The organism is Paraburkholderia sp. GAS33 (genome assembly GCF_050436645.1).
GTDB lineage: Bacteria > Pseudomonadota > Gammaproteobacteria > Burkholderiales > Burkholderiaceae > Paraburkholderia > Paraburkholderia phenazinium_B.
The window spans coordinates 1-16,902 of the sequence record NZ_JBNDMP010000002.1; the positions used below are offsets into that span (position 1 = coordinate 1).

At 63.1% G+C, this 16,902-nt stretch carries 10 protein-coding genes; 8 read left to right on the top strand and 2 right to left on the bottom strand.

The features are described from left to right. On the bottom strand, positions 1–994 hold a 994-nt coding region (locus P3T24_RS06440; RefSeq protein WP_429433274.1), incomplete at its 3' end, for an SEL1-like repeat protein. A gap of 3 nt (positions 995–997) precedes the next feature. Next, a complete protein-coding gene (locus P3T24_RS06445; protein WP_429433276.1) occupies positions 998–3,004 on the bottom strand; it encodes a phospholipase D-like domain-containing protein in 2,007 nt (668 codons plus the stop codon). 443 nt (positions 3,005–3,447) lie between these two features. Between P3T24_RS06445 and P3T24_RS06450 the strand changes: the two genes are divergently transcribed. The 8 genes from P3T24_RS06450 to P3T24_RS06485 all read left to right on the top strand — a co-directional run bounded on the left by P3T24_RS06450 (position 3,448) and on the right by P3T24_RS06485 (position 16,892). After that, positions 3,448–3,846, top strand: coding sequence for a hypothetical protein (locus P3T24_RS06450; protein WP_074264457.1), 399 nt, complete (start codon positions 3,448–3,450; stop codon positions 3,844–3,846). A 104-nt stretch (positions 3,847–3,950) separates the two neighbouring features. Continuing rightward, positions 3,951–6,266 carry an outer membrane protein assembly factor BamA gene (gene bamA, locus P3T24_RS06455; RefSeq protein WP_429433278.1) on the top strand — a complete coding sequence of 772 codons (2,316 nt, stop codon included), beginning with the start codon at positions 3,951–3,953 and terminating at the stop codon, positions 6,264–6,266. 244 nt (positions 6,267–6,510) lie between these two features. Further along, the gene (locus tag P3T24_RS06460) at positions 6,511–7,233 is read left to right on the top strand and encodes a response regulator (RefSeq protein WP_074264456.1); all 723 of its coding nucleotides are present in this window, start codon (positions 6,511–6,513) and stop codon (positions 7,231–7,233) included. Then, positions 7,230–7,493 carry a hypothetical protein gene (locus P3T24_RS06465; RefSeq protein ID WP_429433280.1) on the top strand — a complete coding sequence of 88 codons (264 nt, stop codon included), beginning with the start codon at positions 7,230–7,232 and terminating at the stop codon, positions 7,491–7,493. Before P3T24_RS06460 ends, P3T24_RS06465 begins: the two co-directional genes overlap by 4 nt. After that, positions 7,490–8,824: an efflux RND transporter periplasmic adaptor subunit gene (locus P3T24_RS06470; RefSeq protein ID WP_429433282.1), complete on the top strand. Its 1,335-nt coding sequence runs from the start codon at positions 7,490–7,492 to the stop codon at positions 8,822–8,824. The genes P3T24_RS06465 and P3T24_RS06470 overlap by 4 nt, the downstream gene beginning before the upstream one ends. Before the next feature lie 18 nt (positions 8,825–8,842). Beyond that, positions 8,843–11,998 carry an efflux RND transporter permease subunit gene (locus tag P3T24_RS06475; protein ID WP_429433284.1) on the top strand — a complete coding sequence of 1,052 codons (3,156 nt, stop codon included), beginning with the start codon at positions 8,843–8,845 and terminating at the stop codon, positions 11,996–11,998. Further along, entirely contained in the window at positions 11,995–15,339 is a 3,345-nt protein-coding gene (locus P3T24_RS06480) for an efflux RND transporter permease subunit (protein WP_074264454.1), read from the top strand. Before P3T24_RS06475 ends, P3T24_RS06480 begins: the two co-directional genes overlap by 4 nt. Next, complete coding sequence (locus P3T24_RS06485) at positions 15,336–16,892, top strand: efflux transporter outer membrane subunit (protein ID WP_429433286.1); 1,557 nt, start codon at positions 15,336–15,338, stop codon at positions 16,890–16,892. Before P3T24_RS06480 ends, P3T24_RS06485 begins: the two co-directional genes overlap by 4 nt. The last annotated feature ends 10 nt before the right edge of the window (positions 16,893–16,902 follow it).

Sequence of the window (16,902 nt, forward strand, 5' to 3'; positions counted from 1 at the left end):
TCGCCGGGTCGAGGTTCTTCTCGCGGGCCAGCCTTTCAACCAGCGCATCGGAGGGTTTCTGCGGCGCCACGGCTGCGGCCTGTTCCTTCTCCCACTGGAACGTGCCGTCCCACGGCGGTAGTTTCGCCGGCGGCAGTGGCACGATCTGGTCGACGTCGGGGACCTTCGGGTTCAGACCTTCGTTGCCGTCGAGGAATTTGCCGATCGCTTTGTAGCGGCGCGAGCGTTCGGGATCGTTCGGAACAGCGAGGTAATACAGCACCCGGTTTTCTGGAGTTACCGCAAAGCCATTTTCAAGAGCCCACGCAGCCAGGCTGTTTCCCGCCATGACGCCCCGTTGGTTCGCTTCGAGTGCTTCGACGTAGGACTTATGTATCGCACGGTCAATGCCCAGTTCAAGCGCTGCTTTGCCGTGTCCCTGGTCGGCGGCACAACGCCACATCTGCTCTGCAATATCCGGCGCCTTGTCGACCGGAAACAGCTGTTGAGCAACGTAATACTGCGCATCCGCACTACCCAGATCCGCCGCCTTGCGGAAATAGCGCAAGGCCGTCACGCTATCCTGCTTCAGGCCATAGCCGAGTTCGAGGTAGTGCGCGATGTCGTAGTAGCCGGCCGGCACGCCCTGTTTGACCAGTTGCGCTGCCAGGTCGATCGTCTCTTTCGGTGCATCCGGAGAATCGGCCAGCCCCGTCGACACCAGCGCCTGAAGGTTGGTGTTGGCCTTGTAATGATCGTGGGCCGCCGCGATCCGGTAATACCGCGCGATATCGCCGAAGTCCTTTGGACCATCCTGCTTCTGCAGCCAGCGGCCGTATCTGAACAACTGGTCCGCATCGGGATCGAGCGGCGGCAGATGGTCGTCCTCGTGTACGCAGATAAAGGCGAGATTCGCGCGCACGGCGCTCAGGTCAGGTAGTGAAGCCAATGGGTTCTCCTTTGTACAGGCGCAGGCAAGACTCGCCACCAGGGCGATGAGCATGCCTCGTCTCATGGTTCAATCCTCGTAAGTGCGTGTGGGCGAGGTCCGCAGGAAGCCCACAAGGGACGCCATCGGAGCCAGTTTATTGCCCTGGTTTTGAGTGTTCCGGGAAATGATGTAACTCCACGCCTTGTACGCCTCCGACACATCATCCTGAGCACCCCTATTGTTCGTATGCAGCGCCCACATCTGTTTGCGCAGCGCGGACGTCAGGCCTCCATGCTCATGGCAGATATTCAGTTCGCTATCCACCTCCATGCTGCGCCGGTTGACATTGGCCGAGCCGTGCGTCGTAAACACGTCGTCAACGATCATCAGCTTCTGGTGGACATAGACGTAGTCCCACGCCTTGCCTGCAGGCGTGTCCGGTGCGACCAGGGTGCAGACCAGCACTTTCATCCCCGGCATATCCTGCGGCGGCACCAGCTCTCCCTCCTTCGTCATGCCGTCCGGGCTCACGCTCGCCACCCGCCGTTTCTCCTGCCTCGTCTGCTCCAGCTGCTGCCCGATTTCTGCCTGCCGGGTCTGTGCGCCCTGAAGGTAGTTCGCCAGCCCCTGCATCTGCGAGAAACCCGCGCCCTGCATCATCGCGCGCTGGCTGGCCGCCTGTTCGTCAGCCAGCTGCTTCTCCAGCGTCTGCTCCTGCTGCGTAAGCTGGTCGTTCTTCTCCAGTGTCTCGACCCCCGGCATCCGGTCGCCATATCCGAGCGCCGCGAGCATCTGGTAGCTGCTCACTGTCCCGCGGCCGATGCCGTCGTCGTTCGAGTTCGTGACCACGAACAGATAGACCTCACCATGCTTCGCCGGGTTGCGCCCCCCCTTGATCTGCGCGTTGACGTTCTCCCGCAGCCTGTCGGCCACCGGCATATACCGGAAATACTGGTTTTCGATGTACACGAATCTCGTCGTGTTGTTCACCGCCTGCAGGTACAGCGACGCGATGTCCTTCGTGCCGTCCTTGCCGTGCTGCGACTGCGTGCGAAGGATCTGCGCCATCACCGGCGTACCGTGATCAGCGCGCAGCTTCAGCCGGCAAGCCAGCGCCGCCCGCGCCTGGGTCAGGTTCTGCCCGGTCGCGTCGTCCCACGCCTGGCAGAAATTCTCGTTCAGGTACTCGAGGACCGGACCCGTCACCTTCGCGGACATGTCCTGCCGCGGATGCAGGCCGTTGCGTCCCATTCGCGGCGCCTGCCGCAGCCAGGTGTGATCGTCCCGGTCCCAGTATTCATCCAGCGTGTTGTGCCCCATCACGAACCCGATGGCCCGCTCGGGAAGCTCGTAGTCGACAAGCACCATCTTCTGGTGGTGCGAGGGCTCCGCCGTCATCGCCGCGGTGTTCCGCTCTCTCAGCGTGGGGTCGCCCGCCGGGCCGCTCATCCACGTGCGCCAGGCGATTTCGGCACGCTCCCTCAGATCGAAATCGCGCGTGGCGAATTCAATGTTTGCCAGCGGTTTTGGCGCGCCCGGCAATGCGTTCAATGCCGTGGTCACCACCGATTTCGCTGCGGGAAACGGATTGGCCCTCGTCCCGGCCGACATCCGCGTGACATTGTTCCGGTTGGCCCGCCAGTACCAGAGCTGGTCGAATTCGCGCTGGGCGCGCGTGCGCCCGTCCTGTGCAGCCCCCGCCAGCCCGACTGGCCCGTGGTTGCCTGGCATCATGTCTTCCGAGAAGGACGCCACGTGCAGTGAGTCGCTCCAGACCAGCAGCCGGATCCTCATGTGAGGTTTTTCGAGGCCCTTGTATTCGAGCAGTTCACCGATCGACGGCGAACCCGCCGCGTCGCTGCCCCGTCTGAAATACATGGACGGCTGGAAACCCCAGCACAGGATATCGATGCTGTGCTCCGCGTTTCGTATGGCGTCGAACACCGCCGCGAAGGCCGTCTCGCCATTCACGAGCGGCAGGTAGGTGGCCTGCGCGGGGTTGTATTCGGTGCGCTGCACGAACCATGGGGACGTGAGCGTTGCGCTTCGCGTGCAGGAAAGCGCGAGCGGCGTGGTAGCGCTCTGCTGTTTCATGGTCAGGCGTCCGTATCAGGGTTGAGCAGCGGGTTGCGCCTGATCCAGCAGGACTGCAAAGATCAGGAGGCCGCGATGCGGAGCTTGTTTAGCTCCTGAAGGTTTTTACCCCGCATGCCATCCCGATTCGTGCGGAAAAATCTGCAAATCGGTCGTTGAAAGTCGAGGCGCCATTCGGCAGGCTTCGCTCTTATCCAGCGACACCCGGAAAAGCCGTGCCCATTTCCATCTCGCGTACAAACTCTCCTGATGCAATGGGGCTTAAGTTGAGAGCATCGCTGCGGGGGCACCTGCTTTCTTCTTCCCCCGTCCCCGCTAACACGCCCCCTACACCCTCGTTGGTTTGCCCTCCTCCTGAAAGGAAGAATCGGTAAACCGCAAGTAACCTCGCCGCGCGGCTTCTCACATAGACTCGGCCTCCAATATTGTTTGGGAGTGCATCCATGTCACCGCCGGTAGCCCTAGCAATTCATTCCCTGCATTCCTTCGAACTGACCGGCGATGGTCAATACCTCATGCTCAAAGGCAATCAGCCCGACAGCATCGCCCTGCACTACTCCGTCATGCATGAACTGCTGGCCGCTATTTCCAATGCTATTGGCTGGTCAGCGCGCGTGCGCGAAAAGAAAGACGACGTCAAGTTCGCCATGCCCTGCGAAGCCTGGGCCGTCGGCAAAGATAAAGGCGAGTCCTCTCATCTGCTTCTCTCGTTTCGTCTCCCCGGCGGCGCCGAGCTCTCGTTTCGCATGCATCGCGCCGACGCGCGGCACATGACCGAAGTGCTTTCGCTCGTAACGGGTCTCGCCAAAGTGGACGGCGTCCGCAGTGCCCGGCTCCAGTAGCGCGGCCATATTCCTCCTTTTGTAGCAAGTTCGCGCTCGCACTTCGGCATCGGCTAATGATGTACCTGCGATCCTCCTATTGTCTGTCTCTCCTGTCAGCACGTATGAACCTTGAAACACTATCGGCCCGCCATGTAAGGGCGCTGACACTGATCGGCCTGAGCGTCACCTCCGTCTCGGCCTTCGCCGTCACGCCTTTCGTGGTGCGCGATATCCGGCTCGAAGGCCTCAAGCGGGTCGAACCGAACACCGTTTTCTCCTACCTGAGCATCAAGCAGGGCGACACGTTCACCGACGACAAGGCGTCCGCCGCGATCCGCGCGCTGTACGCAACGGGCTTCTTCAATGACGTCAGGATTTCTGCCGAGGACGATGTCGTCGTCGTGCAGGTCGAGGAACGCCCCGCCATCGGCACGATCGATTTCTCGGGCCTCCACGAATTCGACAAGGACAACCTGAACAAGGCACTAAGCTCGGTCGGCTTGTCGCTCGGCCGCTATTACGACAAGTCGCTGGTCGACCGCGCCGAGCAGGAGCTCAAGCGCCAGTACCTGACCCGCGGCTTCTATGCCGCCGAAGTCACGACCACGGTCACGCCGATCGACCGCGATCGCGTCGGCCTGCTGTTCTCGGTGATCGAAGGTCCGAGCGCGAAGATCCGCCAGGTCAACTTCATCGGCAACAAGGTGTTCAGCGACGGCACGCTGCACGACGAAATGCAGGAGTCCACGCCAAACTGGTTCTCGTGGTACTCCAAGAACGATGTGTACGCAAAAGACAAGCTGACCACCGACCTCGAAAACCTGCGCTCGTATTACCTCGACCGCGGCTACCTCGAGTTCAATATCGATTCGACCCAGGTCTCGCTGTCGCCGGACAAGAAGGACATGTACCTCACGCTCACGCTGCATGAGGGCGAGCCGTACACGATTTCGGGCATCCGTCTGTCCGGCAACCTGCTCGATCGCCAGGCAGAGCTGACGAAACTCGTCAAGATCAAACCGGGCGACCGATTTTCCGCTGCCAAGCTGAAGGCTGCCACCAAGGCCGTGGTCGACAAGCTCGGTGAATACGGTTACGCGTTCGCAACCGTGAACGCGGAGCCGCAGATCGACCAGCAACACCATACAGTCGACCTGACGCTGCAGGTGGACCCGAGCCGCCGCGTGTACGTGCGGAACATCAACATCGTGGGCAACACCCGCACGCGCGACGAAGTGATCCGCCGCGAAATGCGTCAACTCGAAAGCTCGTGGTTCGATTCGAGCCGCCTTGCACTGTCGAAAGACCGGATCAACCGTCTCGGCTACTTCACGGATGTCGACGTCACCACCGTGCCAGTCGAAGGCACCGCCGACGAAGTCGACATCGCCGTGAAGGTGACGGAAAAGCCGACCGGCTCCGTTACTCTCGGTCTTGGCTACGGTTCCGGCGAAGGCCCGATCATTTCGGCAGGCGTGTCGCAGGACAACGTGTTCGGTTCGGGTACGAGCCTCGCGGTGAACGTGAATACCGCGACGACGTTCCGTACGCTGACGGTCACACAGGTCGACCCATACTTCACGGTGGACGGCATCAAGCGCATTACCGACGTCTACTACCGCACTAGCGAACCGCTCTACTACTCGAACGTCACCGATACGAGTTTCCGGATCATTACGCTCGGCGCCGACCTGAAGTTCGGCGTGCCGTTCTCCGAGTCGGACATGGTCTACTTCGGCACCGGTATCGAGCAGAACCGTCTGGACGTCGATTCCACCACGCCGCAAAGCTATATCGACTACGTGAACGACTTCGGCCGCGTGTCGAACAACGTGCCGCTGACGCTTGGCTGGTCGCGCGACAATCGCGACAGCGCACTGGTGCCGAGCCGCGGCTACTTCACGCAGTTCAACGCCGAGTACGGCACGCCGATCGCCCGCACCACGTACTACAAGACCGATTTCCAGGCACAGTATTACTACTCGTTTGCGAAAGGCTTCGTGCTGGGCCTGAACTTCCAGGGCGGTTACGGTAACGGCCTCGGCGGCGAGCCGTACCCGATCTTCAAGAACTACTACGCCGGCGGTATCGGTTCGGTGCGCGGCTATGAGCCGAGTTCGCTGGGTCCGCGCGATGCGACCACGGGCGATCCGATCGGCGGCTCGAAGCTGCTGGTCGGCAACATCGAACTGACCTTCCCGCTGCCGGGCACCGGTTACGACCGCACGCTGCGCATCTTCACGTTCTTCGACGGCGGCAACGTCTGGGGCACCGAAGGCAACAGCACCGGCGCAAACGGTCTGCGCTACAGCTACGGTACCGGCCTCGAATGGATTTCCCCAATCGGCCCGCTCAAGCTCGACTTCGGCTTGCCGCTCATCAAGCACGCCGGCGACCAGTACCAGAAGTTCCAGTTCCAGATCGGCACGTCGTTCTGACGTCCACGCTGTTGCACGATGGATCGCGTGTCTTCGATGCGCGATCCATGGCAATCCTGCCATCCCCATATTCCCGACAAATTGCCTTCATCACATTACATTTGTGCAATGTGAGGACTGCTGCCCTTACGAACAGCCTTTACTATTACGGCCTTTTACACAGCGCCTTCTTCGTAACTCCTCGCAATGTCTTTGTAGGCCGCAGGGCGCGGCAAGCGGGCCTCGGCACATTAAACTCCTGCGCATGGCTATTCAAATTCTGGTTGTCGACGATGACGCCGATCTGCGCGACCTGTTGCGCATCTATCTGGGCGAAGTAGGCTTCGAGGTCTCTGTGCTGCACGACGCGAGTTCGCTCGAGCGTCGGCTCGAACGCGAACGTCCCGATCTGATCGTCCTCGACCTGATGATGTCGGACATTGATGGCCTGACCGCGCTGCGCAAGCTGCGCGCCACCGGAGACGACATTCCGGTCATCATCCTGACGGCGAAGGCCGACCCTGCGGATAGAATCAAAGGCCTCGAACTGGGCGCGGACGATTTTCTCGCCAAGCCGTTCAATCCGCGCGAGTTGCTGGCCCGCGTGCAGGCTGTGCTGCGGCGCCGCACGCAGCCCTCGGCAGCGGCGCCCGAACTGCGCGAGCCGTTTGCCTTCGGCACCTTTACGCTCGACTTTCAGTCGCGCACGCTGATGCAACGTGGCCGCCCGCTGATGCTGGCGGATAGTGTGTTCGCGTTATTGCGCGTGTTCGTCGACAATCCGATGCACGCGCTGACCCGCGAACGCCTGATCGAGTTGCTGCACGGCCCGGAATACGACGGCACCGATCGCGGCATCGACGTGCAGGTGTGGCGCCTGCGCCGCATCCTCGAAGCCGATCCTTCCGCGCCGCGCTTCATTCAGACGGTGCGCGGCCGCGGTTATCTGTTCGTGCCCGAAGGCACGCCGCAGCCAGGGTCTTCATGAGCTGGGACTTTTCGCCGGCTTTTGCTGCCGCCTTCATCAAACAGAAAGAAAGGGATCGTTGGATGGTGACAACGCGCAGTAAACGTGGCACTTTTCCGCAGTTGTGGGAAATCTCTCTTTTTCACCTTGGCCTGCGGCCGCTAACCGGACAATTGGACCGGTTGCGCAAACGGGCACGAGTAGTTCTTTCCGGCCTCGCCCGCGTTGGCCGGGCCAGCCCCATCATCAAACGCAACACCCGTTTCCGGAGATTGATATGAGCGAAGCCGTGTCCACGCAGCCCAAGCGCTCGCGCGTCAGGTTAATCCTGTTCGTGGTCGTAGTGCTGGCGCTGGTCGCGCTCGTGGTTGTGCACATCCTCAGGCAGAAGAAACCCGCCCGAGGCGCCGCCCCGCAAGTGGTGACCGTTGCAACCGCCACCCTCGGCTCGATGCCCGTGACCTTGAGCGAACTGGGCACCGTAACGCCTACTGCAACCGTGACCGTGCTGCCGCAACTGAGCGGCTATCTGACGGAGGTGGGCTATCAGGAAGGCCAGGACGTCAAGAAAGGCCAGTTCCTCGCCCAGATCGATCCGCGTCAGTATGAGATCGACCTGCAGCAGGCTCAGGCGGCGCTCGCGAAGGACAAGGCTTCGCTCGCCCAGGCCCGCTCCGACCTCGCGCGCTTTGAACAGTTGAACGAGCACAAGTCGATCGCCGAGCAGACCTTCGTCGACCAGCAGTTCCTCGTCCAGCAGGATGAGGCCACGGTCAAATCGGATCTGGCGAACATCGCGCAATTCCAGCTCGACCTCGCGTACTGCCGTATCACCGCGCCGGTTTCCGGACGCGTCGGCCTGCGCCTCGTCGATCCGGGCAACTACGTTACGGCTTCGTCCTCGCCGGGCATCGTGGTCATCACGACGATGAAGCCCACCACAGTGCAGTTCACCGTGCCGCAGGACTCGCTCGCCGCGGTGCTGCAACGCATGGGGTCGGGCGCCAGCCTGCCGGTCACCGCCTTCAGCAGCGACAACTCGAAGCAGATCGCCGTGGGCACGCTGTACGCGGCGAGCAACCAGATGGCGACGGCTACCGGAACGGTCACGTTGCGGGCTACCTTCGCCAACGACGACGAAGCGCTGTTCCCGAACGAGTTCGTGAACGTCAAGCTGCTGGTGGATACGATGCAGAACGCCGTGCTGGTGCCGACGCCGGCCGTGCAGACCGGCGCGCCTGGCGACTACGTGTATCTCGTGAATGCCAACAACACCGTCTCCGTGCATAAGGTCACGCTCGGACCGAGCGACGGCAAGAACACGGTCATCACGGCGGGGCTGTCGGCCGGCAACATCGTCGTGACGGACGGTACCGACCGGCTGAGCGACGGCGCGCCGATCAAGGCTGCGCCTGCGAGGGCCGCCTCGGGTAGCGCGGCTTCGGGTGCCGCAGCATCGGGCGCCGCGGCTTCGGATTCGGCAACGGCATCAGACACGGACGCAGACTCGGCCGCGCCAGCGGCTGCCGCGAGCGGCGCGCACGGCCATCACAAGCACGGCCAGGGCGGTGCCTCGGGGGCGAGCGCCGCCTCCGCCGACGCAGCTTCGTAGACGCGGATCCACTCGCCGATGAATATCTCCCGTCTGTTTATTCTTAGACCCGTAGCCACGCTGCTGCTGATGATCGCCATGGTGCTGGTCGGCCTCGTCGCGGTACGCGTGCTGCCGGTCTCTTCGCTGCCTAACGTCGACTATCCGACCATCCAGGTGCAGACCTTCTATCCGGGCGCGAGTCCGGACGTGATGGCCACCACGGTGACCGCGCCACTCGAGGTGCAACTGGGCGAGATTCCCGGCCTGCAGCAGATGACCTCGTACAGTTCGGACGGCGCCTCGGTCATCACGCTGCAGTTCGACCTGTCGCTGAACCTGGACGTCGCCGAGCAGAACGTCCAGCAGGCCATCAACGCGGCCAACAGCTTCCTGCCAAGCGGCCTGCCCGCGCCGCCGACCTACGCCAAGGTCAATCCGGCCGACCAGCCGATCCTGACGCTCGCGGTCACCTCCAGTTCGATGTCGCTGACGCAACTCGAGGACGCCGCCAACAACCGCCTCGGCACCAAAATTTCGGAAGTCTCGGGCGTGGGTGTCGTGACGACCAGCGGCGGCAACGTGCCGGCCATCCGGGTCGAAGCCGACCCGCAGAAGCTGGCCGCTTACGGCCTGAATATCGACGATCTGCGTACCCTCCTCAGCTACGTCAACGTCAGCCAGCCGAAGGGTAATTTCGACGGTCCGGACCTCGACTACACGATCAACGGCAACGACCAGATCTCCGATCCGAAGGACTACCTGAACACGGTAATCGCGTACCAGAACGGCGCGCCGGTGTTCATGCGCGATGTCGCCCGTGTAACGTCGGCTGCCCAGGACGTCGAGCGCGGCGCCTGGTACAACGGCACGCCCGCGATCGTGCTGAACGTGCAGCGCCAGCCGGGCGCCAACGTGATCGCCACCGTCAACCAGATCATGAAGGAGTTGCCGCAGCTCGAATCGACGCTGCCGGCGGGCATGAAGGTCACAGTCGTTTCGGACAGCACGGGCGTGATCCGCTCGTCGGTCTCCGACGCCGCAATCGAACTGATACTCGCCATCGTGCTGGTGGTGGCGGTGATTTTCGTGTTCCTGCGCAACGTGCCGGCCACGCTCATCCCGAGCGTGTCGGTGCCGGTTTCGCTAATCGGCACGCTGGCCGTGATGTACCAGCTGAACTACTCGATCGACAACCTCTCGCTGATGGCGCTGATTATTGCCACCGGCTTCGTGGTCGACGATTCGATCGTGATGATCGAGAACATCGTGCGCTATCTCGAGGAGGGCAAAACCCCGCTCGAGGCCGCGCTCGAAGGCGCCGGGCAGATCGGTTTCACGATTCTCTCGCTGACCATCTCGCTGATCGCCGTGCTGATTCCGCTGCTCTTCATGGGCGGCGTGATCGGGCGCCTCTTCAGCGAATTCGCGGTCACGCTCGCGGTCACCATCGTGCTGTCGGCCGTGGTCTCGCTGACAGTCGTGCCGATGCTGTGCGCGCGGCTCTTGCGCGCCCAGGCCGAACGCCATCCGAGCCGCTTCGAGCGGATCAGCGAAGGCCTCTTCGACAAGACGCTCTCTGCCTACGACAAGGGCCTGCGCTGGGTGCTCGATCACCAGTTGCTCACGCTGGTGGTGTTCGTCCTCACCCTCGTGCTGACCGCCGTGCTGTACATCGTGATTCCGAAGGGCCTGTTCCCGGTGCAGGACGTTGGCGTCATCGAGGGCATCAGCGTGGCCGACAACTCGGTGTCCTACAAGGCGATGGTGACGCGCCAGCGCGCGCTCGCCGATCAGCTCCTGAAGGATCCCGACGTGGTCTCTCTCACCTCGTATGTGGGAATCGACGGCACCAACTCCACACTCAACAACGGTCGCTTCCTGATCAATCTGCGCGACCACGACAAGCGCTCGGACACCGCGCAGGAGATCGCGCGGCGCCTGCAGACGGAAGTCGCCAATGTGCCCGGCATCAAGCTATTTATGCAGCCGGAACAGGATCTGACGCTCGACACGACGGTCTCGCCGAACCAGTACAGCTTCGTGCTGCGTGGACCGAGCCAGCAGGCATTCCAGAAGTACGTGCCTGAACTGATTGCGCGCCTGCAGAAGATTCCGTCGCTCGCCGATGTGCAAAGCGATATGAACACCGACGGCATGAGCGTGAACGTCGAAGTCAACCGGCAACTGGCCGCGCGTTTCGGCATCACGCCGGCGACCATCGACAACGCGCTCTACGACGCGCTGGGTCAACGGATCGTCTCGACCATCTTCCAGCAGTCGGACCAGTACCGCGTGATCCTCGTCGCCAAACCGGAATCGCTGCCTAACGTGGGGTCGCTGGGTAACCTGTACCTGCCGAGCCAGACGAGCAGCAGCGGCCAGGTGCCGTTGTCGGCCATCGCGAAGATCCAGATCGTCAAGTCGCCGCTCGTGATCAGCCATCTGGCGCAGTTCCCGTCCGTCACCATCTCGTTCAACCTCGCGAAGGACGCGTCGTTGAGCACGGCGGTGAAACAGATCCACGAGGCCGAACAGGCGGTCAATCTGCCGCCGTCGATCACCTCGTCGCTGCAGGGCGCGGCGCAGGCGTTCCAGGATTCGCTATCGAGCGAGGTGTACCTGCTGATCGCCGCGCTGGTGGCCGTGTATATCGTGCTGGGCGTGCTGTACGAGAGCTTCATCCATCCGGTGACGATTCTCTCCACGCTGCCCTCGGCCGGGATCGGTGCGCTGCTCGCCCTGATGATCGCCGGCAGCGATCTCGACGTGATCGGCATCATCGGGATCGTGCTGCTGATCGGTATCGTCAAGAAGAACGCCATCATGATGGTGGACTTCGCACTCGATGCCGAGCGCAACCACGGCAAGCCGCCGCGCGAGGCGATCTTCCAGGCGTCGCTGCTGCGCTTCCGGCCGATCCTGATGACAACGCTCGCCGCCATGCTCGGTGCGCTGCCGATGCTGCTCGGCACCGGCACGGGTTCGGAGCTGCGCCGGCCGCTGGGTCTGGCAATTATCGGCGGCCTCGCCTTGAGCCAGATTCTCACGCTCTTCACCACGCCGGTCATCTATCTGTTCTTCGACCGCATGGCCGAACGCACGCGGCGCTGGCGCAACCGCAACAAGCCGCAAGGTCCGGCCGGCGATTCGTCTGACGGTACGCCCGCAGGTACGGCGGAGGACACGCCTTGAACATCTCGGCGTTATTCATCCAGCGGCCGGTCGCGACCACGCTTCTGGCCATCGCGATCCTGATCGCGGGGGCGCTCGCCTATTTCCGACTACCGGTCGCGCCGCTGCCGAACATCGCCTTCCCGGTGATCGTGGTGCAGGCGCAGATGGCAGGCGCGAGCCCGGAAAACATGGCCTCGACGGTGGCCGAACCGCTCGAGCGGCGGCTGGGCACGATTGCCGACGTCGAAGAGCTGACCTCGATCAGCTATGTCGGCTCGTCGATGATCGTGGTCGAGTTCGGACTCAACCGCGACATCAACGGTGCGGCGCGCGACGTCGAAGCGGCCATCCAGGCGGCGCGTGCCGACCTGCCTACTACGCTGCGCAGCAATCCGACCTATCGCCAGTACAACCCGGCGGATTCGCCGATCATGGTGCTCGCGCTGACCTCGAACACGCTCACCAAGGCGCAGCTTTACGACTCTGCGGATTCGGTGATCCAGCAGCAACTCTCGCAGGTCAGCGGCGTGGGTCAGATCACGCTCGGCGGCGGTGCGTTGCCATCGGTGCGGGTCGAGTTGCAGCCGGGCAAGCTGAATAGCTACGGCATCGGCCTCGAAGACGTGCGCGCGGCGATTTCCGCGGCGAACGCCGATAGCGCCAAGGGCCACCTCGACGAGGGCGACCAGCGTTACGTCGTGTTGTCCAACGACCAGATTACGAAGGCGGCGCCCTACCGGGACCTTGTCGTCGCCTACCGCAACGGCTCGCCAGTGCTGCTGCGCGACGTCGCCCAGGTGAGGGACTCCAACGAAAATATCCGCAACGCCGGGCTCTACAACGGCAAGTCGGCGGTGCTGGTGATCGTTTATCCGATGCCGGGCAGCAACATCGTCAGTACCGTCGCGCAGATCCGCAACGTCCTGCCCTCGATCGAGGCGACGCTGCCGCACAGCGTCCATGTACAGGTCGCCGTCGACCGTTCGGAGTCCGTCCGGTCCTCGGTGGCCGATACGGAGCGCACGCTGTTTATCGCCGTGCTGCTGGTGGTCGGCGTGGTGTTCATCTTCCTGCAGTCGCCGCGCGCCACGCTGGTGCCGGCGGTGGCGCTGCCGCTGTCGATCGTCGGCACCTTCGGGCCCATGTACCTGCTCGGTTACAGCATCGATAACCTGTCGCTGATGGCGCTCACCATCGGCACCGGCTTCGTGGTCGACGATGCGGTGGTGGTGCTGGAAAACATCACGCGCCACCTCGAAATGGGCCTGAGTCCGAAAGAAGCCGCGCTGAAAGGCAGCGGCGAAGTAGGCTTCACCGTGATCTCGATGAGCCTCTCGCTGATCGCGGTGTTCCTGCCGATCCTGCTGATGCCGGGCATCGTCGGCCTGTTGTTCCACGAGTTCGCGGTGACGCTGTCCATCGCGATTCTGATCTCGCTCGTGATCTCGCTGACGGTCACGCCGGCCATGTGCGCGTACGTGCTGAGCCGCAACAACGCCGGTCACTCGCGCGCGCGCTGGGCCGTCTGGATCGAGCGGCAATTCGACCGCTTCAAAAATGCCTACTCGCGTTCGCTCACGGCTGCACTGGACCACGCACTGCTGGTCATCCTGCTGCTGATCGGCCTGCTCGTGGCTAACGTGTTCCTGCTCAAGCTGCTGCCGGGCACCTTCTTCCCCGAACAGGACACCGGCATTCTGATCGGGCAGATCATCGCCGACCAGAGCATCTCGTTCTCGGCAATGGAGAAAAAGCTCGCCCAGTTGCAGGAGATCGTACAGAAGGACCCGGCGGTGCAATCGGTGGCGGGCTTTACCGGCGGCCGTGCGCTGAACACCGCTAACGTGTTCGTCGAGCTCAAGCCGTTAGCGCAGCGCCATGCGACCGCCACCGAGGTGGTCAACCGCCTGCGGCCCAAGCTGAACGCGGTCTCGGGCGCGCGTCTGTTCATGCAGGCCCAGCAGGATCTGCGAATCGGCGGACGGCAGTCGGCCGCGGAATACCAGTACACGCTGACGAGCGAAGACTCCACCGCGCTGTTCGCCTGGACCCCCAAGCTCGTGACCGCACTCAGCAAGATGCGCGGCGAAGTGCTCGACGTGAACTCGGACCTGCAGCAAAACGGCCTGCAGACCTACATCAATTTCAACCGCCCCACGGCGTCGCGTTACGGTTTTGCGCCGAACCAGATCGACAATGTGCTGTATGACGCGTTTGGCCAACGAACCGTCTCGACCATCTACAACGCGCTCAATCAGTACTTCGTGGTGATGGAGGTGGCGCCGGAGTACTGGCAATATCCGCAGACGCTCAACCAGATTTACCTGAGCACGGCCGCGGGTAACGCGACCGGCACCGCGCAAACGCAAATGCCGGGCGGCACCGTCACGGGGGTGACGCAAGCGAGCGCGATCAGCTCCGCGTCGAGCACGTCGAGCACCAACTCGCTGAACTCGAACGCTGAGGCCAACGCGACCACCAACAGCATCTCGAACAGCAAGGGCGGCAGTTCGAGCGGCAGCGCGGACAGCACCGCGGCCGAAACGATGGTGCCGCTGCCCACCATGGTGACCTCCGTCAACAACCATACGTCGACCCAGGTGAACCATCAGAGCGGGCTGGTAGCCGCGACGATCTCGTTCAACCTGCCGCCCGACGGGTCGTTGAGCACGGCGCAAAAGGCGATCGACGAGGCGTCGCGCGAGATCGGCATGCCGGCCAGCATCCACGGTGCATTCGCGGGCGCCGCGCAGGCGTACGCGCAATCGACGGGCACCATCCCGTTGCTGATCGTGGCGGCGCTCGGCGTGGTCTACATCGTGCTCGGTGTGCTCTACGAGAGTTCGATTCACCCGCTCACGATTCTCTCGACATTGCCCTCGGCCGGCATCGGCGCCACGCTCGCGTTGCTGATCTTCGGCACGCCGTTCTCGGTGATCGCGCTGATCGGCATCATCCTGCTGATCGGTATCGTCAAGAAAAACGGCATCATGATGGTGGACGTGGCGATCCAGTTGCAGCGCAAGGAAGGCATGACGGCCAAGGACGCGATTCACGATGCCGCGGTCGTGCGGCTGCGGCCGATCATGATGACCACCTTCGCCGCGGTGCTCGGCGCGGTGCCGCTCGCGATCGGCATCGGCCAGGGCGCGTCGCTGCGCCAACCGCTCGGTATCACGGTGATGGGCGGCCTGATCCTGAGCCAGGTATTTACGCTTTACACGACGCCGGTGATTTACCTGTACCTGGACCGCTTGCGCTCCAGACTGGTCAGGTGGTCTTCCGGACTGCCGTGGAACCGCCAGGCTGAACAGATGGGACCGCCGCGGCAATCGGGGCAAACGGATACGAAGGCATGAAGATGAAGATTTCCTGTAAACCGATCGCCGCTGCGGCGGCCCTGCTGCTTGGCGGCTGCATGGTAGGCCCGGACTATCACCGGCCGCAGGTCAACGTGCCCGCCACCTACAGCGAGCTGCCGGGCTGGACGGAAGCCCAGCCGGCCGACGCCGACGCCCCGAAGGGCGCGTGGTGGACGGGCTTTAACGACCCGCTGCTCAACGAGCTCGAACCGCAGGTCGCGGTCTCCAACCAGACCGTGGCCCAGGACTATGCGAATTATCAGGAGGCGCTGGCCGAAGTGAAGGTGGCGCGCTCGGCGCTTTTCCCGACCATCGGCGTGACCGGGTCGGGCACCCGGCAGCGTGCCTCCGCCGGTTCGACGAGTTCGAGCTTCACCCGCAGTGTGGGCAGCGGCGCGCAGATCGTGAATTCGGGTTCGCTCGAAGGCAACGTGAGCTGGGACCTTGACCTGTGGGGCTCGGTGCGCCGCACGATCGAAGAGAACTCCGCGACCGCCCAGGCGAGCGAGGCGACGCTCGCCAACGCCACGTTGTCCGAGCAGATTGCGCTCGCCACCGCGGTGATCGACCTGCGCACCAGCGATGCCAATATCGATCTGCTGCAAGCCACCGTCAAAGCCTATGAGCACTTTCTGGAAGTGGTCTCCAATCAGGACAAATACGGCACGGTCGCCCCTTCCGATGTCGTGACCGCGCGCACGCAGCTCGAAAACGCCCGGGCGAGCCTGATCGCGCTCGGCGTCGCGCGGGCCCAGTATGCCCATGCGATTGCCGTGCTGGTCGGCAAAAATCCGGAAGAGCTGAACATTCCGCATAGCGCCGCGATGCCCACCTTGCCGACGGTTCCGGTCGGCGTCCCTTCGACGATCCTGCAGCGCCGGCCCGATATTGCGACCGCCGAACGCCAGATGGCCGCCGAAAATGCCACGATCGGGATAGCGGTCGCCGCGTACTACCCGACGGTGTCGCTGTCGGCGCTGGACGGCTTTACGCAGTCGCCGCTCGGCGGCTTGTTGCACGTCGCCAATTACGTCTGGTCGCTCGGCGGCAGCGCCACCGAAACGATTTTCGACGGCGGCGAGCGTAGCGGTGAAGTGGCGGCGGCGAAGGCTAACTACCAGGCGGCCGTGGCCAACTACCGCGGCACGGTGCTGACTGCATTCGAAGACGTGGAGAACGATCTGTCCGGCTTGCGGATCCTCGCGGAACAGGCCGACGCGCTGGATACTGCCGTGCGCGACGCGACCCACGGTACGGAAATCGCCTTCAACGAATACCAGGCGGGCACGGTGGATTACACGACGGTGGCCACCGCACAGGCGACCCAGTTGGCTGACCAGCAAACCGCACTGAGCGTGCAACAGTCGCGTCTGCTCGATGCGGCTTCGCTGATTGGCGATCTCGGTGGCGGTTGGTCGGATAGCCAGCTGCACGATCCGCGCAATCCGGACAAGCCGCCGGCTCAGCCGGCTGCCGCATCGGCGGCGTCGGCGTCGGCCGCGCAGACCAGTAGTGCCATCGGCCAGGGGGCTCAACCTGCGGTGCAATGAAGGCCCTGCA

Excerpts from the sequence above, each read along its gene's own strand:
- P3T24_RS06445 (WP_429433276.1), bottom strand. The coding sequence starts at position 3,004 with ATGAAACAGCAGAGCGCTACCACGCCGCTCGCGCTTTCCTGCACGCGA.
- P3T24_RS06450 (WP_074264457.1), top strand. The coding sequence starts at position 3,448 with ATGTCACCGCCGGTAGCCCTAGCAATTCATTCCCTGCATTCCTTCGAA.
- bamA (WP_429433278.1), top strand. The coding sequence starts at position 3,951 with ATGAACCTTGAAACACTATCGGCCCGCCATGTAAGGGCGCTGACACTG.
- P3T24_RS06460 (WP_074264456.1), top strand. The coding sequence starts at position 6,511 with ATGGCTATTCAAATTCTGGTTGTCGACGATGACGCCGATCTGCGCGAC.
- P3T24_RS06465 (WP_429433280.1), top strand. The coding sequence starts at position 7,230 with ATGAGCTGGGACTTTTCGCCGGCTTTTGCTGCCGCCTTCATCAAACAG.
- P3T24_RS06470 (WP_429433282.1), top strand. The coding sequence starts at position 7,490 with ATGAGCGAAGCCGTGTCCACGCAGCCCAAGCGCTCGCGCGTCAGGTTA.
- P3T24_RS06475 (WP_429433284.1), top strand. The coding sequence starts at position 8,843 with ATGAATATCTCCCGTCTGTTTATTCTTAGACCCGTAGCCACGCTGCTG.
- P3T24_RS06485 (WP_429433286.1), top strand. The coding sequence starts at position 15,336 with ATGAAGATGAAGATTTCCTGTAAACCGATCGCCGCTGCGGCGGCCCTG.